This window comes from Streptomyces fractus, from assembly GCF_049844455.1.
In the GTDB taxonomy this organism is placed as follows: Bacteria; Actinomycetota; Actinomycetes; order Streptomycetales; family Streptomycetaceae; genus Streptomyces; species Streptomyces fractus.
This window is the reverse complement of record NZ_JBMYHI010000002.1, coordinates 4714130-4735838: the sequence shown is the minus strand read 5'-3', so window position 1 is coordinate 4735838 and position 21709 is coordinate 4714130. Positions and strand designations below refer to the sequence as shown.

Genomic DNA, 21709 nt, shown 5'->3' with positions numbered 1-21709 from the left:
TTTAAGCTGGTGGGGCTAACAGGATTTGAACCTGTGGCCTCATCCTTATCAGGGATGCGCTCTAACCAACTGAGCTATAGCCCCGCCGCGCTCTGCGGTGTGTGTCCCGCGCGCTGACTCCTGAAGATTAGCGCACTGGGGGGCCAGTCCCAAAATCGATAGTCCTGGCCCGCCCACCAGCGGGTCTTTACGGCCTCAGGAGGCCGGGGGGAACGGTCACTCGTCCTCGGCGAGCGTGAGCTCGATGCCGCCGACGAAGCCCGCGGAGAGGTTGTAGATGAACGCGCCGAGCGTCGCCAGGGCCGTGGCCAGTACGACGTCGATGACGGCGATGACCGTCGTGAACATCAGAACGCGCGGCAGCGACAGGAACGACTGCAGGTCGAAGCCGTTGGACTCGTTCGAGCCCGTGGCCTCGGAGATCGTGCCGCCGACCGTGGAGAAGACACCCATGGCGTCCATGACCATCCACAGCACGGCGGCCGCGATGATCGTGCAGATGCCGAGCGCGATGGAGAGCAGGAAGCTGACCTTCATCACCGACCACGGATCCGCCTTGGCGACCCGCAGACGAGCCTTGCGCGTACGCGGGGTGGTGCGCGCCCCGGTGCGCGGCCTGCGGACCGCGTCCGGCGCGTTCTGGTACGCCTGCGGCGGGTGATACGGCTGGGCCGGCTGCTGCGGCCTCTCGCCCGGCAGGGCGCCGCCGCCATCGGCCGCGTACTGCTGGGTCTGCGGACCTCGGGTGTCCGTCACAGTTCCCCCCGGGATCCATGAGACTCGTTCGAGTCAGTCGAGTCGGTAGAGCCTTTGACGTCGTCGACGTCGTGAGCGGAGCCACGGCCGCTCTCAGTATCCGTACCGGTGGATGTGCCGGTAGAGCCTGCGCCCGTGGCTCCGCTCACGATGACTCACTCCTCGCGCTACTCGGCCGAGGACGCTCCGCCCTCGTCCGTTTCGACGGCCGTCTCGCCCGCGGTGGAATCGTCGATCTCGGTACCGTCCGCGTCCTGCGGGACGTCACCGTCGACTTCCTCCGCCTCACGGCCGGCCTCGGCGTTACGAGCGATGCCGACGACGGCATCGCGCTTGCCCAGGTTGATCAGTTGGACGCCCATGGTGTCACGGCCTGTCTCCCTGACCTCGTTGACTCGCGTACGAATCACACCGCCGGACAGCGTGATGGCGAGGATCTCATCGGTCTCCTCGACCACCAGGGCGCCGACGAGCTCTCCGCGGTCCTCCACGATCCTGGCGGCCTTGATACCGAGGCCACCGCGACCCTGGACGCGGTACTCGTCCACGTTGGTCCGCTTTGCGTACCCACCATCGGTGGCGGTGAACACGAACGTACCGGCACGCACGACATTCATCGAGAGCAGTTCGTCTCCCTCGCGGAAGCTCATGCCCTTGACGCCCGACGTGGCACGCCCCATGGGACGCAGTGCGTCGTCCGTGGCGGTGAAGCGGATGGACTGCGCCTTCTTACTGATGAGCAGCAGGTCGTCCTCGGCGGAGACCAGCTCGGCGCCGATCAGCTCGTCGTCCGAACCGTCCGCCGCCTCGCGGAGGTTGATGGCGATGACACCGCCGGAACGCGGCGAGTCGTAGTCCTTCAGAGGCGTCTTCTTGACGAGGCCCGCCTTCGTGGCGAGCACCAGGTAGGGCACCGCCTCGTAGTCGCGGATCGCGAGGATCTCGGCGATCGCCTCGTCGGGCTGGAAGGCGAGCAGGTTCGCGACGTGCTGGCCGCGCGCGTCCCGCCCGGCGTCCGGGAGTTCGTACGCCTTCGCGCGGTAGACGCGTCCCTTGTTGGTGAAGAAGAGCAGCCAGTGGTGCGTCGTCGACACGAAGAAGTGGTCGACGATGTCGTCTTCCTTGAGCTTCGTGCCGCGCACGCCCTTGCCGCCCCGCTTCTGGGAGCGGTAGTCGTCGGTCTTGGTGCGCTTGACGTAACCACCGCGCGAGATGGTGACGACGATGTCCTCTTCGGCGATGAGGTCCTCGACGGACATGTCGCCTTCGAAGGGCACCAGCTTGGTGCGGCGGTCGTCGCCGAACTTGTCGACGATCTGCTGCAGCTCCGAGCTGACGATCTGCCGCTGCCGCTCGGGCGAGGCCAGGATCGCGTTGTACTCGTCGATCTTCTGCTGGAGTTCGTCGTGCTCCTGGACGATCTTCTGGCGCTCCAGGGCGGCCAGTCGGCGCAGCTGCATCTCGAGGATGGCGTTCGCCTGGATCTCGTCGATCTCCAGGAGCTCCATGAGGCCCCCGCGCGCGACGTCGACGGTGTCACTGCGCCGGATGAGCGCGATGACCTCGTCGATGGCGTCCAGGGCCTTCAGGAGGCCGCGCAGGATGTGGGCGCGCTCCTCGGCCTTGCGCAGGCGGAACTTCGTCCGGCGGACGATGACCTCGATCTGGTGCGCCACCCAGTGCCGGATGAACGCGTCGAGCGACAGCGTGCGCGGGACGCCGTCGACCAGCGCCAGCATGTTGGCGCCGAAGTTCGTCTGCAGGTCGGTGTGCTTGTACAGGTTGTTCAGCACGACCTTGGCGACCGCGTCCCGCTTCAGGACGATGACCAGGCGCTGGCCCGTACGGGACGACGTCTCGTCACGGACGTCCGCGATGCCGCCGACCTTGCCGTCCTTCACGAGGTCGGCGATCTTCTGGGCGAGGTTGTCCGGGTTGACCTGGTAGGGCAGTTCCGTGACGACCAGGCACTGGCGGTTCTGGATCTCCTCGACCGCGACGACCGCGCGCATCGTGATGGAGCCGCGGCCGGTGCGGTACGCCTCCTCGATGCCCTTGCGGCCCACGACGAGGGCGCCGGTCGGGAAGTCGGGGCCCTTGATGCGCTCGATGAGGGCGTCCAGGAGCTCCTCGTGCGAGGCCTCCGGGTTCTCCAGGCACCACTGGGCGCCGGCGGCGACCTCGCGCAGGTTGTGCGGCGGGATGTTGGTCGCCATGCCGACCGCGATACCGGCCGAGCCGTTGATCAGCAGGTTCGGGAAGCGGGCCGGCAGGACGGTCGGCTCCTGGGAGCGGCCGTCGTAGTTGTCCGTGAAGTCGACGGTCTCCTCGTCGATGTCACGGACCATCTCCATGGACAGCGGCGCCATCTTGCACTCGGTGTAGCGCATGGCGGCGGCGGGGTCGTTGCCCGGGGAGCCGAAGTTTCCGTTGGAGTCCACCAGCGGCATGCGCATCGACCACGACTGGGCCAGGCGGACCAGGGCGTCGTAGATCGAGGAGTCGCCGTGCGGGTGGTAGTTGCCCATGACGTCGCCGACGACGCGGGCGCACTTGTAGAAGCCCTTCTCGGGCCGGTAGCCGCCGTCGTACATGGCGTACAGGACACGGCGGTGTACGGGCTTGAGGCCGTCGCGTACGTCGGGCAGCGCGCGGGACACGATGACGGACATCGCGTAGTCCAGGTAGGAGCGCTGCATCTCCGTCTCGAGCCCGACGGGCTCGATGCGCATCGCGATGGCGCTGCCGTCCTCGTTCTCCGAAGGAGGCGGCGTGGGGGTGTTCTCGTCGGCCATTGCTGGTCAAGATCCTTTCTGCGCGGTCAGCTGAGACCGACTCAGATGTCGAGGAAGCGGACGTCCTTGGCGTTGCGCTGGATGAACGAGCGGCGTGCCTCGACGTCCTCGCCCATGAGGACCGAGAACAGGTCGTCGGCCTGGGCGGCGTCGTCCAGGGTGACCTGGCCGAGCACGCGGTGCTCCTGGTCCATGGTCGTGATGCGCAGCTCCTCGGCGTTCATCTCGCCGAGACCCTTGAAGCGCTGGACCGAGTCGTCGCGGATCCGCTTGCCCGCCTGCCTGCCCATCTCGATCAGGGCGTCGCGCTCACGGTCCGAGTACGCGTACTCGAAGTCGTCACGACCCCACTTGATCTTGTAGAGCGGCGGGCGCGACAGGAACACGTGGCCGGCTTCGACGAGCGGCCGCATGAAGCGGAACAGGAACGTCAGCAGCAGGGTGTTGATGTGCTGGCCGTCGACGTCGGCGTCCGCCATCAGGATGATCTTGTGATAGCGAAGCTTCTCGATGTCGAAGTCCTCGTGGACTCCGGTGCCGAAGGCCGAGATCAGCGCCTGGATCTCCTGGTTCTGCAGGATCTTGTCGATCCGCGCCTTCTCGACGTTGAGGATCTTTCCTCGGATCGGGAGGATCGCCTGGTACTGCGGGTTTCGGCCGGACTTGGCCGAACCGCCGGCGGAGTCACCCTCGACGATGAAGATCTCGCACTTGGTGGGGTCGTTCGACTGGCAGTCGGACAGCTTGCCCGGCAGCGACGCCGACTCCAGCAGGCCCTTGCGGCGCGTCAGATCGCGCGCCTTGCGGGCCGCCACGCGCGCGGTGGCCGCCTGGATGGACTTGCGGATGATGTCCGTGGCCTCGACGGGGTTCCGGTCGAGCCAGTCCTGGAGGTGCTCGTAGACGACCTTCTGGACGAACGTCTTCGCCTCGGTGTTGCCCAGCTTGGTCTTGGTCTGGCCCTCGAACTGCGGCTCGCTCAGCTTGATCGAGATGATCGCGGTGAGACCCTCGCGAATGTCGTCGCCCGTGAGGTTGTCGTCCTTCTCGCGCAGCAGCTTCTTGTCGCGCGCGTACCGGTTGATGAGGCCGGTCAGCGCGGCACGGAAGCCCTCTTCGTGGGTGCCGCCCTCATGCGTGTGGATGACGTTGGCGAAGGAGTAGACGCCCTCGCTGTAGCTCGAGTTCCACTGCATCGCGACCTCGATGGAAAGGAGCTTCTCCTTGTCCTCGGCCTCGATGTCGATCACGGAGGGGTGAACGACCTCGCCCTTGCGGGAGTTGAGGTACTTCACGAAGTCGACGATGCCGCCTTCGTAGTGGTACGACACCGAACGCGGCTCGAAGGCGGTGTCGTCGCCCGCCTCGTTCGTGTCCGCGCCCGCCGTGGCCTTCGCGATGTCGCGCTCGTCCGTGAGGTTGATCTTCAGGCCCTTGTTGAGGAAGGCCATTTCCTGGAAGCGCCGCGACAGCGTCTCGAAGGAGTACTCGGTGGTCTCGAAGATGTCGCCGTCGGCCCAGAAGGTGACCGCGGTACCGGTCTCCTCGGTGGCCTCGTGCTTCGCCAGCGGCGCCGTCGGAACGCCGGCCTTGTACTCCTGCGTCCAGCGGTGGCCCTCGGTCCTGATCTCCACGGAGACCTTCGTGGACAGCGCGTTCACGACGGAGACGCCCACGCCGTGCAGACCACCGGAGACGGCGTAACCGCCGCCTCCGAACTTGCCGCCCGCGTGCAGGACGGTGAGGACGACCTCGACGGCGGGCTTGCCCTCGGAGGGGATGATGCCCACGGGGATGCCGCGGCCGTTGTCGACGACGCGGACGCCGCCGTCGGACAGGATCGTGACGTCGATCGTGTCCGCGTGGCCGGCCAGCGCCTCGTCGACGGAGTTGTCCACGACCTCCTGCACCATGTGGTGAAGGCCACGCTCACCGGTCGAGCCGATGTACATGCCGGGTCGCTTGCGGACCGCGTCCAGCCCTTCGAGGACGGTGATCGCACTGGCGTCGTACGAGGCCTCTGTGGCCCCGACGTGCTCTTCGGCGTCGGTGGACGGGATGTTCTCGTTGGGGTTGCCGGAATCGGCCACGAAGCGCCCTTTCTGGCACAGCACAAGCCAAGCTCCCGGTTGGTGGCCGGAGCGGCTGCGGCGTGTTTGTTCGGTAAGCCCTGATCAGCGTTGCTCGGTGCGTCCCACAAGTGGGGCGGGATTGTCTCCCAGTGTACCGGTAGCCCGGACATAGATGGGGGTTTGGCGGTGCCTGAGTCCGCATGTGCCGCCCTCAACCGGTCTCGGCCGACTCCCCCTATGCGGTCCGGGGCTCCGAGTGGCTCACAGTGGCACTCAGCGCTTCGGGGTGTGAACCACCAGCTACGGCGGCCGATCGCTCACCCGTAGGTGTCGCCGGGACCCGTGCTTCCGGGGGCTCGCAAGGGGCCGTAGCGGCGCGGGCCGCCGCCGGGATTCTTGATGTCGATGCGCCGCACGGCTCCGTGCCCGAGGTCCTCGTTCAACCGCCTGACCAGCTGCGGAGCCAGCATCCGCACCTGCGTCGCCCAAGCCGTCGAGTCGCACTGCACCACCAGGACGCGCTCGTCCTCGTCGTACGTCTGCGGCACACAGTGCTTGGCGAGGTCCTCGCCGACGATCTGCGGCCAGCGCCCCATGACGCCGCCGACCGCCGCCGGGGTCTCCCAGCCGCGCTCGGTGATCAACCGGTTGATGGCGGAGCCGAGCCCCATCGGGTCCCGGCCGTCGGAGCGCGCCCCGGACCGCAGACCGCCGCCGCGCCGCGCCTGCTTCTTCTGCTGCGCGGAGTCACCACGCGCGCGTGCCGCCTCTTTCGCCGCACGCAGGGCGACGCGGGCCAGGTCGACACCAGAAGGCTCGGGATCGCCTTTTGGTTCCCGCGGGCCCTTCGCACCTTCGGGGGATTCTCCGGCGCTCACAGTCGCTCCACCGTTCCGTCCGACACCGCGTAGCGGGTGCCTGCCAGCACGCCCGGTACGTCGTCGTCGACGGCGGCCGTGACGAGAACCTGCTCACCGGGCGCCACGAGCTCCGCCAGGCGCTCCCTGCGGCGCGCGTCCAGCTCGGCGAATACGTCGTCGAGGACGAGCACCGGCTCGTTCCCCTCGGCGCTCAGCAGGTCGTACGAGGCCAGCCGCAGCGCCAGCGCGTACGACCAGGACTCTCCGTGGCTCGCGTAGCCCTTGGCGGGCAACTGGCCGAGCTTGAGGACCAGTTCGTCGCGGTGCGGGCCGACCAGCGTGACGCCCCGCTCGATCTCCTGCTTGCGCGCCCCTTCGAGGGCGGCGAGGAGCTGCTCGTAGAGCTCCTCGCGCGCGTGCCCGACGATTTCGGGGGACGAGGGCTTGTACTCCAGGGCGATCGGCCCGCCGCCGGGCGCCAGCTGTTCGTACGCCTTGTCGGCCAGCGGCTGCAGCGTCGCGATCAGGTCGAGCCGCTGCGCGAGGAGTTCCGCGCCCGCGCGCGCGAGGTGCTGGTCCCACACGTCGAGCGTGGACAGGTCCATCGAGCGCCCGCCGTGCCGCCGCGCGAGCGCCGCGGACTTCAGGAGCGTGTTGCGCTGCTTCAGGACACGGTCGTAATCGGAGCGCACGCCCGCCATCCGGGGCGAGCGGGCGGTGATCAGCTCGTCGAGGAACCGCCGGCGCTCACCGGGGTCGCCCTTCACCAGGGCCAGGTCCTCGGGCGCGAACAGCACCGTCCGTACGATCCCCAGCACGTCACGCGGCTTGACCTGCGAGGACCTGTTGATCCTGGCGCGGTTCGCCTTGCCCGGGTTCAGCTCCAGCTCGACGAGCTGCTGACGCTCGCCCTGCCGTACCTGCGCCCGGATCACGGCGCGCTCGGCGCCCATGCGCACCAGCGGAGCGTCCGAGGAGACGCGGTGGCTGCCGAGCGTGGCGAGGTAGCCGACGGCCTCGACGATGTTCGTCTTGCCCTGCCCGTTCGGACCCACGAACGCGGTGACGCCCGGGTCGAGAGGGACCTCGGCCCGGGCGTACGAGCGGAAGTCGGCCAGCGACAGATGCGTGACGTGCATGGTCGTGGGCCGACCTCCCCCAGAGTTCTGAACAGCGGTTTTCTAGCGGTCTTCGAGCAGTTTCTACAGGTGTCGCTTACTTGGACTCGACGGCGTGGCCGCCGAACTGGTTGCGCAGCGCCGCGATCATCTTCATCTGCGGCGAGTCCTCCTGGCGGGAGGAGAAGCGGGCGAAGAGCGACGCGGTGATCGCCGGCAGCGGCACGGAGTTGTCGATGGCGGCTTCCACGGTCCAGCGGCCCTCGCCGGAGTCGGCGGCGTAACCGCGCAGCTTGTCGAGGTGCTGGTCGTCGTCGAGGGCGTTGACGGCGAGGTCGAGCAGCCAGGAGCGGATGACTGTGCCCTCCTGCCAGGAGCGGAAGACCTCGCGGACGTTGTCGACGGAGTCGACCTTCTCCAGGAGTTCCCAGCCCTCGGCGTAGGCCTGCATCATGGCGTACTCGATGCCGTTGTGGACCATCTTCGCGAAGTGGCCCGCGCCGACCTTGCCCGCGTGGACGGAGCCGAAGTCGCCCTCGGGCTTCAGGGCGTCGAAGATCGGCTGAACCTTCGCCACGTCGTCGGGAGCGCCGCCGTACATCAGCGCGTAGCCGTTCTCGAGGCCCCAGACGCCGCCTGAGACGCCGCAGTCGACGAAACCGATGTCCTTGATGCCCAGCTCGGTGGCGTGCTTCTCGTCGTCCGTCCAGCGCGAATTGCCGCCGTCCACGACGACGTCACCGGGCTCGAGCAGCTCGGCGAGCTCGTCGACGGTGGACTGGGTCGCGGCGCCGGCCGGGACCATCACCCAGACCACGCGCGGGCCCTTGAGCTTGCCCACAAGCTCCTCGAGGCTGTGGACGTCCGCGAGGTCCGGGTTGCGGTCGTAGCCGTAGACGGTGTGGCCCGCGCGGCGGATGCGCTCGCGCATGTTGCCGCCCATCTTGCCGAGACCGACGAGACCGAGCTCCATCAGTGGTTCCTTACGTTGCGACGAGGCGTGAGGTGGTGCGGGGGCGGTACGAGACCACGCGCGCGTGGCGTCCCGTACCTGCGCCCGAGCCTAAACCCGGACGCTCCCGCACACCTGTGGACATAGCCGCTCAGGCGAACCCGCGCGGCCTGCCCCTCAAGGTCCTCAGCCGGAGAGCCGCACCGGCATGATCAGGTACTTGTACGCGTCGTCCGCCTCGGCGTCCACGGCCGGCTTGCCGGAGAGCAGCGCGGGCTTGGTGGACGTCGTGAACGACAGCTGGGCGACCGGGGAGTCGATCGCGCTCAGGCCGTCGAGCAGGAAGGTCGGGTTGAAGGCGATCGAGATGTCGTCGCCCTCCAGGTTGGCGTCCACCCTTTCCACAGCCTGTGCGTCGTCGCTGGAGCCGGCCTCCAGGATGAGCACGCCCTGCTCGAAGCTGAGCCGCACCGGGGTGTTGCGCTCGGCGACGAGGGCCACGCGCTTGACGGCCTCCACGAAGGGGGCGGTCTCGATGACGGCCACGGAGTTGAACTCCGTCGGGAACAGCGTGCGGTACTTCGGCAGGTCGCCCTCGAGAAGGCGGGTGGTGGTGCGGCGGCCCGCGCCCTCGAAGCCGATGAGGCCCTCGCCCGCGCCGGAACCGGCGAGCGCCAGCGTGACCGTGTCACCGCTCGTGAGCGCCTTGGCGGTGTCCAGGAGCGTCTTGGCGGGCACCAGGGCGACCGCGGACGCCTCCGGGTCCTCCGGCTTCCACAGGAACTCGCGGACGGCGAAGCGGTAGCGGTCGGTGGACGCCAGCGTCACCGTGTCGCCCTCGATCTCGATGCGCACACCGGTGAGGACGGGCAGCGTGTCGTCACGCCCCGCGGCAATGGCCACCTGCTGAGCGGCGGAGGCGAAGACCTCGCCGGGAACGGTGCCCGTCGCGGTCGGCATCTGCGGCAGCGCCGGGTACTCCTCCACAGGAAGCGTGTGGAGTGTGAACCGCGAGGAGCCGCAGACCACGGTCGCCCGTACACCGTCTGTGGAGATCTCCACCGGCCGGTTGGGCAGGGCGCGGCAGATGTCGGCAAGGAGGCGGCCCGATACGAGCACCGTGCCTTCTTCGTCGACCTCCGCGTCCACGGAGACGCGTGCCGAGACCTCGTAGTCGAAGCTCGACAGGCTGAGCGCGCCCTCCTCGGCCTTCAGCAGAAGGCCCGCCAGGACGGGCGCCGGCGGTCGAGCCGGGAGGCTGCGTGCCGCCCAGGCCACTGCCTCCGCGAGTACGTCGCGTTCAACCCGGATCTTCACCCTAAGCCGCCTCCTGCTGTTGCTGGCTGCTCGCCCTGCATCGGTCTTCGGTCTTCGGTCTGCATCAGCAGACGTGGTGTCTCTCGGCCCACTGCTGGGGAGAACACCGGGGACCAGTCTGACGCACAGCACTGACAGTCGTTGCCCGCCTCGGTCAAGTCGCGCCGAACCGAGGTCGAGGTGCCAGGAGCGAGTTGTGCACAGCCCCGTCTTCGAAACGAATTCCCAGCTCTTACTAGTTGGACGTAGTAGTAGGGGCTGTGGAAAGCGTGGATAACCTCTAAATCGCAGGTCAGAGGCGGTTTTTTGTCCACCGGGCCTGTGGGCCGAGGCGGTGGACAACCGGCCTTCGCTGTGGACAGCGAAAAGTTCTGCACACTCGATGCACAGGCTGGGGTCACTTCTCCCCAGCGCCGTCCCCAGCTTTACCCCGGTTCTCCCCAGCCCAACCGACCACCTTGGTGTGACGCCTTTCACTCGCGGAGGTGAGATGGCGCGTTGCGTTGCCGAACAGTGGACAGCCGTGTGGAGAAGCTACTGATCGCTGTGCACAACGGGCGCGATCCTGTGGGTTGCCGGTGGACAACATGATGCACAGCCTGTGGAGAAAAAATCTCTCCACAGGCTGTGGAGATCACTTATCCACGAATCCACAGCCCTCTGACCTGGGTTGATGCCCTGTCACCCCGGGGCGCTGTGGACGCTATCTGGACAACTTTCCAGTCCCCAGGGTGTGGACCGCAAAAACTAGGCAGATCTGTGGAGAACACCCGTAACGCGGCCGGGAATCGAACACCGGCTGAGCGTGAGGTGTCCTCGGACCGGTGGCCGGCATGACGCCGGGGACGTCCGCAGGCACCAAAAAGGGCGCTCCGGGAGTCGTTCCCGAAGCGCCCTGCGGCTCGTAACCGGCCTGCTGTCAGCCGTTCTTGATGCGGTTGGTGAGCTCGGTGACCTGGTTGTAGATGGAGCGCCGCTCGGCCATCAGCGCGCGAATCTTGCGGTCCGCGTGCATCACGGTCGTGTGGTCGCGGCCGCCGAACTGAGCGCCGATCTTCGGTAGGGAGAGGTCGGTCAGCTCACGGCACAGGTACATCGCGATCTGGCGGGCCGTCACGAGGACGCGGCTGCGCGAGGATCCGCAGAGGTCCTCCACGGTGAGCCCGAAGTAGTCCGCGGTCGCCGCCATGATGGCCGAGGCCGTGATCTCGGGAGCCGCGTCCTCGCCACCGGGGATCAGATCCTTGAGGACGATCTCCGTCAGACCCAGGTCCACGGGCTGACGATTGAGCGACGCGAACGCCGTGACGCGGATCAACGCCCCTTCCAGCTCGCGGATGTTGCGCGAGATGCGGGACGCGATGAACTCGAGCACCTCCGGAGGCGCGTTGAGCTGCTCCTGCACCGCCTTCTTACGAAGGATGGCGATACGGGTCTCCAGCTCCGGCGGCTGGACGTCCGTGATCAGGCCCCACTCGAACCGGTTGCGCAGCCGGTCCTCCAGGGTCACCAGCTGCTTGGGCGGCCGGTCACTGGACAGCACGATCTGCTTGTTCGCGTTGTGGAGCGTGTTGAAGGTGTGGAAGAACTCCTCCTGCGTCGACTCCTTGTCCGCGAGGAACTGGATGTCGTCGACCAGGAGGATGTCCATCTCGCGGTACCGCTTGCGGAAGGAGTCGCCCTTGCCGTCACGGATCGAGTTGATGAACTCGTTGGTGAACTCCTCGGAGCTCACGTACCGCACGCGCGTGCCCGGATAGAGGCTGCGCGCGTAGTGCCCGATGGCGTGCAGCAGGTGCGTCTTGCCGAGGCCCGACTCCCCATAGATGAACAGGGGGTTGTACGCCTTGGCCGGTGCTTCGGCGACGGCGACCGCGGCCGCGTGCGCGAAGCGGTTCGACGCGCCGATGACGAATGTGTCGAAGAGGTACTTGGGGTTCAGGCGTGCCGTCGGCTCACCGGGGCCGGTCGCCGGCGCGGGCTGGGCGGCCAGGGGGCCGGGCGCGCCACTGGGCACGCCACGATTGCCGTGTCCGCCGGGGCCGCCGGGTCCGTGCCCTGCGTCCTGGATCGGGCGACCGCCCATCGTGGGCTTGCCGCCGGGCTCACGCCGCTGCGGTCGCTCGCGCGAAGGGTCGTAGGAACCGCGCTCCTCATAGGACGACCGCTCTTCATAAGAAGAGCGGTCCTCGTAGGAACGGTCTTCATAAGGTCGCTCTTCATAGGCGGAGCGGTCCTCGTAGGAGGGACGGTCCTCGTACGCGTGGCGCCCGTCGCCCTTCTGCTCGTACGGGGGGCGGTCCTGCTGCTGGTCGTAGCGACCGCGCTCCTGCTCGTACGGCTGCTGTTCGTAGGGCGAACGCTCCTGCTGCCGGTAGTCGTGCTGCGGCTGCTGGGTGGGCGTCGCGTACGGGTCCCGCTCCGGGAAACCGAGCCGGGGCTGCTGCCAGTTGTACTCGTCCTGCTGCGGACGCGGCCAGGCGCCGGGCTCGGGGCGCTGGTAGTCCGGGTAGGCGGGGCGGGCGGTCGGGAGCTGGTCGGGCCGGGGCGCCGGGGGCTGTTCGGCTCGCGGGCCCTGGCCGTGCTCGTCGGCGCCGCGTCGCTCGTAGCCCTCGTAGGTCTCCCGGTTCTCGTACGACTCCCGGCTGTCGAATGCGTCGCGCGGCTGGCCGGGAGACGGTTGGGGCTCGGGGGCCTCGTAGCGGTGCTGGGGGGCCGGCGGAGGTGTGGGGGCGGGCGGCTCGCCCACGGAGTCGTCGACGGTGATCGCGATCCGGATGGGGCGGCCGCACTCGCGGCTGAGGGTCTCACTGACGACCGGGGCCAGCCGGCCCTCGAGTACGCCCTTGGCGAATTCGTTCGGAACGGCGAGCAGCGCGGTGTCGGCGACGAGCGCCAATGGCTGACAGCGCCGGATCCAGTGCTCGTCCTTCGTCTCGACGCCCTGCCCGCGGCCTTCCCCAAGGAGTTGCTCCAGAACTCGTGGCCACACTGCGGCAAGATCGGCAGGTACGTCAGCCACAGGGCACGCTCTCTCGCTGGTCCCACGAACGTGTGATTCCTGGGACGGATCGGGAAGAAAATCGGGTGGTGCGGTGAGAAGGGAACGAATCGGAGTTCAGCCACGGTAGTCAGCGCGACCGCTGCGGTTCAAGTTGTTGTCCCCAGCCTGTGGACAGTGTCCCTCGCATGACGCCGGTTTGACCGGATGGCGTAGCCGCGCGTACCGTGACCAGGTCGAGTTGTCGATGGCTGCTGCCGCCTGCCTCCGATGGGCAAGGTCACGATCCACAGTTCTTGCGGACCGTGTAGCGGTGCACTCGGGCGTATTCGCGAGCTACTCGTGGGCGCACGGTGACAGCCAGGCGATGTCCCGCCACCACACGTTTTTCAGGAGCCCCCGAGTGAGCAAGCGCACCTTCCAGCCGAACAACCGTCGTCGTGCCAAGACCCACGGCTTCCGCCTTCGCATGCGGACCCGCGCCGGTCGTGCGATTCTCGCCAACCGTCGTGGCAAGGGTCGCGCCAGCCTGTCCGCCTGATCACGTAATCAAGGTCATGACGTGCTGCCTACCGAGTATCGGCTGAGGCGGCGCGAAGATTTCGCGACCGCGGTACGCCGGGGACGTCGGGCCGGACGCCCGCTTCTCGTCGTTCACCTACGTAGCGGTTCAACGGACCCGCACGCGCCCAGGGAGACTCTCTCCCCGCCGCGTGCGGGTTTCGTCGTGAGCAAGGCCGTGGGTGGCGCCGTCGTCCGGAACGCGGTGAAGCGCAGGCTTCGCCACCTCATGCGCGACCGGGTGGCTTCGTTGCCCCCAGGTAGCCTGGTAGTCGTACGCGCGTTGCCCGGAGCGGGCGACGCTACCCACGCACAGCTGGCCCGAGACCTGGATGCCGCTCTGCAGCGGCTGCTGGGAGGGGGCGCGCGATGAAGTACCCACTGCTCGCCTTGATCAAGATCTATCAGTGGACCATCAGTCCATTGCTGGGTCCGGTGTGCAAGTACTACCCGTCGTGCTCCCACTATGGTTTCACCGCCATCGACCGGCACGGGGCAGTCAAGGGAACAGCACTCACCGCCTGGCGGATCCTTCGGTGCAATCCGTGGTCGCTGGGCGGCGTCGACTATGTTCCGCCACGCAAGCGTCCGCGCTGGCACGAGATGCTGCGCGAGGCATGGCGCGGGGACAAAAAAGCGGCCCCCGCCGTTGAGGGCGACAGCCCCTCTGCACAGGACAATAAGTCCGGAGCGACTTCGCCCAACGCCCAAGGAGCCTGATCAGGGACATGATTTCCGATATCGTCAACGCCGTATCAGGCGTTTTCGCGTTCCTCACGACCCCGGTGTCGTGGGTCATCGTCCAGTTCCACACGGTCTACGGGACGATCTTCGGCCCTGATACCGGCTGGGCCTGGGGCCTGTCGATCGTGTCCCTGGTGATCCTGATCCGGATCTGCCTGATCCCGCTCTTCGTGAAGCAGATCAAGTCGACCCGGAACATGCAGCTGCTCCAGCCTCAGATGAAGGCGATCCAGGAGCGCTACAAGAACGACAAGCAGCGTCAGTCCGAAGAGATGATGAAGCTGTACAAGGAGACGGGTACCAACCCGCTCTCCTCGTGCCTTCCGATTCTCGTGCAGTCGCCGTTCTTCTTCGCCCTGTACCACGTGCTCGCGGCCATCGCCGAGGGCAACACCATCGGCGTCATCAACCAGTCGCTCCTGGACAGCGCCCAGAAGGCGCACATCTTCGGTGCCCCGCTGGCCGCCAAGTTCACGGACAGCGCCGCCGAGGTCCAGGCCATGGGCGCCTCGCTGACCGACGTCCGCGTGGTCACCGCGATCATGATCATCATGATGTCGGCGTCGCAGTTCTACACGCAGCGCCAGCTGATGACGAAGAACGTCGACCTGACGGTGAAGACGCCGTTCATGCAGCAGCAGAAGATGCTGATGTACGTCTTCCCGTTGATCTTCCTCTTCATGGGCATCAACTTCCCCGTCGGTGTTCTCGTCTACTGGCTGACCACCAACGTGTGGACCATGTGCCAGCAGATGTACGTGATCAACCGGAACCCCACTCCGGGTTCCAAGGCCCAGGCCAAGATGCTCGAGGGTCTTCAGAAGCACGTCGTCGAGCACAGCGCCACGAGGAACAAGCGCGAGCGGAACATCGTCAAGGCGATCGTTGCCAAGGGCCGCGACCGTAATGAGTACGAGCGCAAGTTCATCAACGGGCTGAGCAAGGCCGGCCTCGCCGCTCAGGCCGACGGCACCGTGGCCAAGGGGTCCGCGGCCGCGGAGGAGCTGGACGAGGACGGAATGCCGAAGGGCGGCCCGAAGCGCCAGCAGCCCAAGCGCCAGTCCAAGTCGCAGCGCCAGTCCGGCGGCTCGACAGCTCAGGGCTCGACGCAGGACGACTCCCCCTCCTCCGAGAAGACCTCGCTGGAGAAGGGGGACGGGCCGCAGGACGCGAAGCCGCAGTCCAAGGCCAAGCAGTCCGGTGGCGCCAAGCCCGCGGGCGGCTCACAGCAGCGCAGCAAGGCCAAGTCCGGGCAGCGCAAGGGCGGCCCGCAGCGGCCGAAGTCCCCGTCCAAGAAATAATCCCTCGACCTACGCGTCGTAAGACGTTGGCGCAAGCCTTGACGCAAGAAGGAGCCCATCCCGTGACGGAAGGCACCACCGCCGCTGCTGAGGCTGGCGACACCCTGACCCGCCTCGAGCAGGAGGGTGAGATCGCCGCGGATTACCTCGAGGGTCTGCTGGACATCGCCGACCTCGATGGCGACATCGACATGGACGTCGAGGCCGACCGGGCCGCCGTGTCCATCGTCAGCGATGTCAGCAGCCGCGATCTGCAGAAGCTGGTCGGTCGCGACGGAGAGGTCCTCGAGGCGCTCCAGGAGCTGACCCGTCTCGCGGTGCACCGGGAGACCGGGGACCGCAGCCGCCTGATGCTGGACATCGCCGGCTACCGCGCCAAGAAGCGCGCCGAGCTCACCGAGCAGGGCGCCAAGGCCGCGGCCGAGGTGAAGAGCACGGGTGAGCCGGTCAAGATGGATCCGATGACGCCCTTCGAGCGCAAGGTCGTGCACGACGCGATCAAGGCGGCCGGCCTGCGCAGCGAGTCCGAGGGCGAGGAGCCGCAACGCTTCGTCGTCGTGCTTCCTGCCTGAACGGCAGCACGTCGCCTTCCGGCCCCGTCTGTTTCGCAGGCGGGGCCGATCTTTGTCAGCCTGTTAGTCAGCCACTTACTGCGGTAGAGCGGTACGGAAGGACGGTCCCCGTGACGGAGGCAGCAGAACTCCCCCCGGCTCCGGAGCAGGCCCGGGCGGTATTCGGCGAGCGCTTCCCGGACGCGGTCCGGTACGCGGAGCTTCTCGCTGATGCGGGAGTGCAGCGCGGCCTCATCGGCCCTCGCGAGGTGCCGCGTCTGTGGGAGCGGCACATCCTGAACTGCGCTGTGCTCTCCGAGGTGGTCCCCGAAGGCGTCACCGTGTGCGACGTCGGTTCGGGTGCGGGCCTGCCGGGTATTCCGCTCGCCCTGGTCCGCCCGGACCTCAAGATCACGCTGCTGGAGCCGCTGCTCCGTCGTACGACCTTTCTGACCGAGGTCGTCGAGCTGCTCGGGCTCGACCATGTGACCGTGGTGCGTGGGCGGGCCGAGGAGGTCCTCGGCAAGCTGACGCCCGTGCACGTCGTCACTGCTCGCGCCGTGGCCCCGCTGGACCGGCTGGCCGCCTGGGGCGTCCCGCTGCTCCGGCCGTACGGGGAGATGCTGCTCCTCAAGGGCGACACGGCAGAGGAAGAGCTCAAGAGTGCCGCCACCGCCCTGAGTAAGCTCGGCGCGGTCGAGACGTCCGTCCTGCATGTCGGAGATGGCATCGTGGACCCGCTGTCCACCGTGGTGCGTGTCGAGGTTGGGGAGAGCCCCGGCGGCGTGCGTTTCGCGGCCAAGCGCGCCAAGGCGGCCCGCACGGGCCGTGCCCGACGTAGGCGCTGACGACCAGCAGTACTCCACAAAAGCTGTCAAACGTACGCATCTCGGGGTGTCGCGCGAGAGTGCATCGCGCTGCGGTGCATCGTGTTTCACGTGAAACGTCGCTCACTGCTGCAGGGCATCATCAGTCGCGGCCGCGCGGCGGCCGCTCCCCGCGACCGAAAACCCCTCGGATCCCTCGATACGGACACGGAGTTGTCCACAGAGGGGGATTCGTCCACAGAAGCACGGGCCTCGCTGGTTCTTGACCCCGAAGGCATGGGAGGCTCTGTTCATTGCGAGCCTGAAGTCGAGGAGAGTGAATCCTTGCGGTCCGACGCCAACATCGCGGGACCGATGACCGATCCGGTCCCCGGTCCCCGTACCGAGTCGGCGGGGGAGGATGTTTCACGTGAAACACCGCCCCCGATGGACGACACACCCATCGGTCGCGCTGCCCAATTGGCAGTAGAAGCTCTCGGTCGTGCGGGCGAGGGCCTGCCACGACCCGAGCAGACCCGCGTCATGGTGGTGGCCAACCAGAAGGGCGGGGTCGGTAAAACCACGACAACGGTCAATCTTGCCGCCTCACTTGCGCTGCACGGCGCACGTGTCCTGGTGGTGGACCTGGATCCACAGGGCAACGCCTCCACGGCTCTGGGTGTCGACCATCATTCCGAAGTTCCCTCCGTCTACGACGTGTTGGTCGACAGCAAACCGCTCTCCGAAGTGGTCCAGCCCGTCCCCGACGTGGAAGGCCTCTTCTGCGCCCCGGCCACCATCGATCTCGCCGGTGCGGAGATCGAGTTGGTCTCTCTGGTCGCGAGAGAGAGCCGACTGCAGCGCGCCATCCAGGCGTATGAGCAGCCGCTGGACTACATCCTCATCGACTGTCCGCCGTCGCTCGGGCTTCTGACGATCAACGCCATGGTCGCCGGGGCGGAGGTGCTGATCCCGATCCAGTGCGAGTACTACGCACTGGAGGGTCTCGGGCAGCTTCTGCGGAATGTGGATCTCGTGCGTGGGCACCTCAACCCCGCGCTGCACGTCTCCACGATCCTGCTCACCATGTACGACGGCCGGACCCGACTGGCGTCCCAGGTCGCAGACGAGGTCCGTAACCACTTCGCAGGCGAGGTCCTTCGGACGAGCATTCCACGCTCGGTGCGTATCTCGGAGGCCCCGAGTTATGGGCAGACCGTGTTGACCTACGATCCAGGGTCGAGTGGGGCGCTCTCCTACCTCGAAGCGGCACGAGAGATGGCGCTGCGCGGGGTCGGGATTCACTACGACGCCCAGAACGCCCACACGGGCACTCAACTTGACCAGCACGGTACGTCGGAGGGGATTCAGTGAGCGAGCGACGGAGGGGACTTGGCCGAGGACTCGGCGCGCTGATCCCGGCTGCCCCCACACCCGAGAGGACAGGCCCGGCCACGCAGGCGGGAGGAGCGTCGACGTCTCCTGCCTCGGTGCCGCTGATGACAACCGAGCGTGGGGTGGCGGCCGCGAAGGTGGCCGCGCTGTCCCAGCCGCCTGTTTCACGGGAAACCGAGGAGCCGGCGACCACGACAGCTGAGGCCTTCGAGCGTCCGGCGGGGGCGCATTTCGCCGAGCTGCCGATCGACACCATCACGCCCAACCCGCGCCAGCCGCGTGAGGTGTTCGACGAGGACGCCCTTGCCGAACTCGTCACGTCCATCAAGGAAGTCGGCCTGCTGCAGCCTGTCGTCGTACGACAGGTAGGGGCCGGCGACTACGAGCTCATCATGGGTGAGCGGCGCTGGAGGGCCTGCCGAGAGGCGGGGCTCGAGCGCATCCCGGCGATCGTGCGTGCCACGGACGACGAGAAGCTCCTCCTCGACGCGCTCCTGGAGAACCTGCACCGTGCGCAGCTGAACCCGCTGGAAGAGGCCGCCGCCTACGACCAGTTGCTCAAGGACTTCAACTGCACGCACGATCAGCTGGCCGACCGGATCGGCCGGTCCCGCCCGCAGGTGTCCAACACGCTGCGACTGCTGAAGCTGTCGCCGGCCGTCCAGCGCCGGGTGGCCGCAGGCGTGCTGTCGGCGGGGCATGCGCGTGCGCTGCTGTCCGTCGAGGACTCCGAGGAGCAGGACCGGCTGGCCCACCGCATCGTCGCCGAAGGGCTCTCGGTGCGGGCCGTCGAGGAGATCGTGACCCTCATGGGGTCGGGGCCCAAGAACAACGCACGGGCCAAGGGGCCGCGCGCCGGCGCCCGGGTCTCCCCGGCGCTGACCGAGCTCGCCACGCGGCTCTCGGACCGTTTCGAGACGCGGGTGAAGGTCGACCTGGGGCAGAAGAAAGGCAAGATCGTCGTCGAGTTCGCCTCGATGGACGACCTGTCGCGCATCCTCGGCTCCCTCGCTCCGGGCGAGGGGCCGGTGCTCCAGAACGGTCTCCCGGAGGAGACCGACGACGAAGAACAGGACTGACCACCGCCCTGTTGCTCTCAGAGAGCGGGCCGTGTTCCGGCATGTACCGGAACACGGCCCGCTCTTTGCTTATCTACGGTATCGAGCGAATCCCATCGTGGTTACGATGCGACGGGAAGAGCGCATCCACCCGGCGGCACCTCAACAGGAGGCGGGTCATGCGATCGGTGAGTCGCACCGGACTGATGACCGCAGGTCTCGGCCTGGGAGCGGTCGGCGGATTCGTCGGCAGTCTGCTCAGGGAACGGAGCGCTCTGACGGCCGCCCGCGCAGCGGCGGGCGAAGGAAGCGAGGAACTGCCTTCATGGGGCGTCGGCTCGTACCGCTCACGCTGGACAACCTCCCGGACCTCCCCAAGCGTTGCCGTTCGTGTGTCTTCTGGGAGCTGGACCCGGTCAGTGGCCAAGCCGCGGTAAAGGCGGGAACGCCCGAAGTGGAGAAGGAAGCGTGGATCTCCGCTGTCCTGCTGGAGTGGGGCTCCTGCGGACGCGTCGTCTATGTGGATGACGTTCCGGTCGGCTTCGTGCTCTACGCGCCCCCCGCCTACGTCCCTCGGTCCACCGCCTTCCCGACAAGTCCTGTGTCCCCCGATGCCGTTCAGCTCATGACGGCCTGGATCTCGCCCGACTATCAGGGGCAGGGCCTGGGCCGGGTCATCGTGCAGACCGTCGCGAAGGATCTGCTGCGTCGGGGCTTCAAGGCGATCGAGGTCTTCGGGGATGCCCGGTGGAAGGGGCCCGCCTGTCTGCTCCCTGCTGACCATCTCTTGGCGGTCGGGTTCAAGACCGTGCGGCCCCATCCTTCGTATCCCCGGTTGCGGCTGGAGCTGCGGACCACGCTCTCCTGGAAGGAAGACGTCGAGATGGCCCTGGACAGGCTTCTGGGAGCCGTGCAGAAGGAACCCGCACTCCGGCCGCTGTGACCGTCGATGAGCCCTCACAACGGAAACGGGCCGACCCCGGAAGGGTCGGCCCGTTCGTGTTTCACGTGAAACAGCGACCGCGTTTGTGAAGCGGCGTCGCCTGACTACTCGGCGATGAAGTCCTCGAGGTCGCGCACGATGGCGGCCTTGGGCTTGGCACCGACGATGGTCTTGGCGACCTCGCCACCCTGGTACACGTTCAGGGTCGGGATCGACATGACGCCGTACTTGGCGGCCGTGCCCGGGTTCTCGTCGATGTTGAGCTTGACGACCTCGATCTTGTCACCGTGCTCGGCGGCGATGGCCTCGAGCGACGGAGCGATCTGGCGGCACGGGCCGCACCAAGCGGCCCAGAAGTCGACCAGGACGGGCTTGTCGCTCTTCAGGACGTCCTCGTCGAAGGTGGCGTCCGTGACGTTCTTCAGGTTGCCGGCCACAGCAGGCTCCTCATTTCTTGGGGGGGATACGTGAGTGGGAGTTCGGGTCAGACGCTGGCGGTCTGGGTCTTCTCGGGCTCGGCGGCCTCACCGTCAGCGAGAGAGGCCAGGAAACGCTCGGCGTCGAGAGCGGCGGAGCAGCCGGTGCCGGCCGCCGTGATCGCCTGTCGGTAGGTGTGGTCCACGACGTCGCCGGCGCCGAAGACACCAGTGAGGTTCGTGCGCGTCGAGGGTGCCTCGACCTTCAGGTAGCCCTCGTCGTCGAGCTCGAGCTGCCCCTTGAACAGCTCCGTGCGAGGGTCGTGGCCGATCGCGATGAACAGGCCGGTGACCGGCAGCGCGGAGGTCTCGCCCGTCTTCAGGTTGCGCAGCGTCAGGCCCTCGAGCTTCGGGTCACCCTTGACCTCGGCGACCTCGCTGTCCCAGACGAACTTGATCTTCGGGTCGGCGAAGGCACGCTCCTGCATCGCCTTCGAGGCGCGCAGGGTGTCGCGGCGGTGGACGATCGTCACGGACTTGGCGAAGCGCGAAAGGAAGGTGGCCTCCTCCATCGCGGTGTCGCCGCCGCCGATCACGGCGATGTCCTGGTCCTTGAAGAAGAAGCCGTCACAGGTCGCGCACCAGGAGACGCCGCGGCCGGAGAGCGCGTCCTCGTTCGGGAGGCCGAGCTTGCGGTGCTGGGAGCCGGTGGTGACGATGACGGCCTTCGCGCGGTGCACGGTGCCCGCAGTGTCCGTCACGGTCTTGATCTCGCCGGTCAGGTCGACGGCCACGACATCGTCGGGGACGAGCTCGGCGCCGAAGCGCTCGGCCTGGCCGCGCATGTTGTCCATGAGCTCGGGGCCCATGATGCCGTCCTGGAAACCGGGGAAGTTCTCCACCTCGGTCGTGTTCATCAGCGCGCCACCAGCGGTGACGGCGCCCTCGAACACGAGCGGCTTCAGCGACGCGCGCGCGGTGTAGAGCGCCGCCGTGTAGCCGGCGGGCCCGGAGCCGATGATGATCACGTTACGGACGTCGCTCACGGCTTGATTCCTCGTCT

At 67.5% G+C, this 21709-nt stretch carries 18 protein-coding genes, 1 tRNA gene and 1 pseudogene; 9 read left to right on the top strand and 11 right to left on the bottom strand.

Going from position 1 to position 21709, the window contains the following annotated elements; translation table 11 throughout:
* Positions 1-7 precede the first annotated feature (7 nt).
* The 9 genes and pseudogenes from ACP4E5_RS23450 to dnaA all read right to left on the bottom strand — a co-directional run bounded on the left by ACP4E5_RS23450 (position 8) and on the right by dnaA (position 12862).
* Positions 8-84: transfer RNA gene (locus ACP4E5_RS23450), tRNA-Ile, on the bottom strand.
* A 132-nt stretch (positions 85-216) separates the two neighbouring features.
* Positions 217-905, bottom strand: a pseudogene (locus ACP4E5_RS23445) (DUF3566 domain-containing protein).
* Positions 906-923: 18 nt separating this feature from the next.
* On the bottom strand, positions 924-3551 hold the full coding sequence (gene gyrA, locus ACP4E5_RS23440; protein WP_425831736.1) for a DNA gyrase subunit A: 2628 nt from the start codon (positions 3549-3551) through the stop codon (positions 924-926).
* A 41-nt stretch (positions 3552-3592) separates the two neighbouring features.
* On the bottom strand, positions 3593-5641 hold the full coding sequence (gene gyrB / locus ACP4E5_RS23435) for a DNA topoisomerase (ATP-hydrolyzing) subunit B (protein ID WP_425831734.1): 2049 nt from the start codon (positions 5639-5641) through the stop codon (positions 3593-3595).
* 299 nt (positions 5642-5940) lie between these two features.
* Entirely contained in the window at positions 5941-6501 is a 561-nt protein-coding gene (locus ACP4E5_RS23430) for a DciA family protein (RefSeq protein ID WP_425831732.1), read from the bottom strand.
* Entirely contained in the window at positions 6498-7622 is a 1125-nt protein-coding gene (gene recF / locus ACP4E5_RS23425) for a DNA replication/repair protein RecF (RefSeq protein WP_425831730.1), read from the bottom strand. Before recF ends, ACP4E5_RS23430 begins: the two co-directional genes overlap by 4 nt.
* A 76-nt stretch (positions 7623-7698) precedes the next feature.
* Positions 7699-8574, bottom strand: coding sequence for a phosphogluconate dehydrogenase (NAD(+)-dependent, decarboxylating) (gnd, locus tag ACP4E5_RS23420; RefSeq protein WP_425831728.1), 876 nt, complete (start codon positions 8572-8574; stop codon positions 7699-7701).
* 165 nt (positions 8575-8739) lie between these two features.
* Entirely contained in the window at positions 8740-9870 is a 1131-nt protein-coding gene (gene dnaN, locus ACP4E5_RS23415; protein ID WP_425831726.1) for a DNA polymerase III subunit beta, read from the bottom strand.
* Positions 9871-10789: 919 nt separating this feature from the next.
* The gene (gene dnaA / locus ACP4E5_RS23410) at positions 10790-12862 is read right to left on the bottom strand and encodes a chromosomal replication initiator protein DnaA (RefSeq protein ID WP_425831724.1); all 2073 of its coding nucleotides are present in this window, start codon (positions 12860-12862) and stop codon (positions 10790-10792) included.
* A gap of 412 nt (positions 12863-13274) precedes the next feature.
* Here dnaA and rpmH point away from each other — a divergent pair, with 412 nt between their 5' ends.
* The 9 genes from rpmH to ACP4E5_RS23365 all read left to right on the top strand — a co-directional run bounded on the left by rpmH (position 13275) and on the right by ACP4E5_RS23365 (position 20230).
* A complete protein-coding gene (rpmH, locus tag ACP4E5_RS23405; protein ID WP_006381191.1) occupies positions 13275-13412 on the top strand; it encodes a 50S ribosomal protein L34 in 138 nt (45 codons plus the stop codon).
* A 21-nt stretch (positions 13413-13433) separates the two neighbouring features.
* Positions 13434-13805, top strand: a complete 372-nt coding sequence (gene rnpA, locus ACP4E5_RS23400; protein ID WP_385759066.1) for a ribonuclease P protein component — start codon at positions 13434-13436, stop codon at positions 13803-13805.
* Positions 13802-14152 carry a membrane protein insertion efficiency factor YidD gene (yidD, locus tag ACP4E5_RS23395; RefSeq protein WP_425831719.1) on the top strand — a complete coding sequence of 117 codons (351 nt, stop codon included), beginning with the start codon at positions 13802-13804 and terminating at the stop codon, positions 14150-14152. Before rnpA ends, yidD begins: the two co-directional genes overlap by 4 nt.
* A gap of 8 nt (positions 14153-14160) precedes the next feature.
* The gene (gene yidC / locus ACP4E5_RS23390; RefSeq protein ID WP_425831717.1) at positions 14161-15477 is read left to right on the top strand and encodes a membrane protein insertase YidC; all 1317 of its coding nucleotides are present in this window, start codon (positions 14161-14163) and stop codon (positions 15475-15477) included.
* Positions 15478-15539: 62 nt separating this feature from the next.
* Positions 15540-16049: a Jag family protein gene (locus ACP4E5_RS23385; RefSeq protein WP_425831715.1), complete on the top strand. Its 510-nt coding sequence runs from the start codon at positions 15540-15542 to the stop codon at positions 16047-16049.
* Between the two features lie 110 nt (positions 16050-16159).
* Positions 16160-16876 carry a 16S rRNA (guanine(527)-N(7))-methyltransferase RsmG gene (rsmG, locus tag ACP4E5_RS23380; protein ID WP_425831713.1) on the top strand — a complete coding sequence of 239 codons (717 nt, stop codon included), beginning with the start codon at positions 16160-16162 and terminating at the stop codon, positions 16874-16876.
* Between the two features lie 255 nt (positions 16877-17131).
* A complete protein-coding gene (locus ACP4E5_RS23375; protein ID WP_425841595.1) occupies positions 17132-18208 on the top strand; it encodes a ParA family protein in 1077 nt (358 codons plus the stop codon).
* On the top strand, positions 18205-19308 hold the full coding sequence (locus ACP4E5_RS23370) for a ParB/RepB/Spo0J family partition protein (RefSeq protein ID WP_425831711.1): 1104 nt from the start codon (positions 18205-18207) through the stop codon (positions 19306-19308). The genes ACP4E5_RS23375 and ACP4E5_RS23370 overlap by 4 nt, the downstream gene beginning before the upstream one ends.
* Positions 19309-19612: 304 nt before the next feature.
* Complete coding sequence (locus ACP4E5_RS23365) at positions 19613-20230, top strand: GNAT family N-acetyltransferase (protein ID WP_425831709.1); 618 nt, start codon at positions 19613-19615, stop codon at positions 20228-20230.
* A gap of 104 nt (positions 20231-20334) precedes the next feature.
* On the opposite strand, the gene trxA is transcribed toward ACP4E5_RS23365, so the two are convergent.
* A complete protein-coding gene (trxA, locus tag ACP4E5_RS23360) occupies positions 20335-20667 on the bottom strand; it encodes a thioredoxin (protein ID WP_389282929.1) in 333 nt (110 codons plus the stop codon).
* Between the two features lie 47 nt (positions 20668-20714).
* On the bottom strand, positions 20715-21692 hold the full coding sequence (gene trxB / locus ACP4E5_RS23355; RefSeq protein ID WP_425831707.1) for a thioredoxin-disulfide reductase: 978 nt from the start codon (positions 21690-21692) through the stop codon (positions 20715-20717).
* Positions 21693-21709 lie beyond the last annotated feature (17 nt).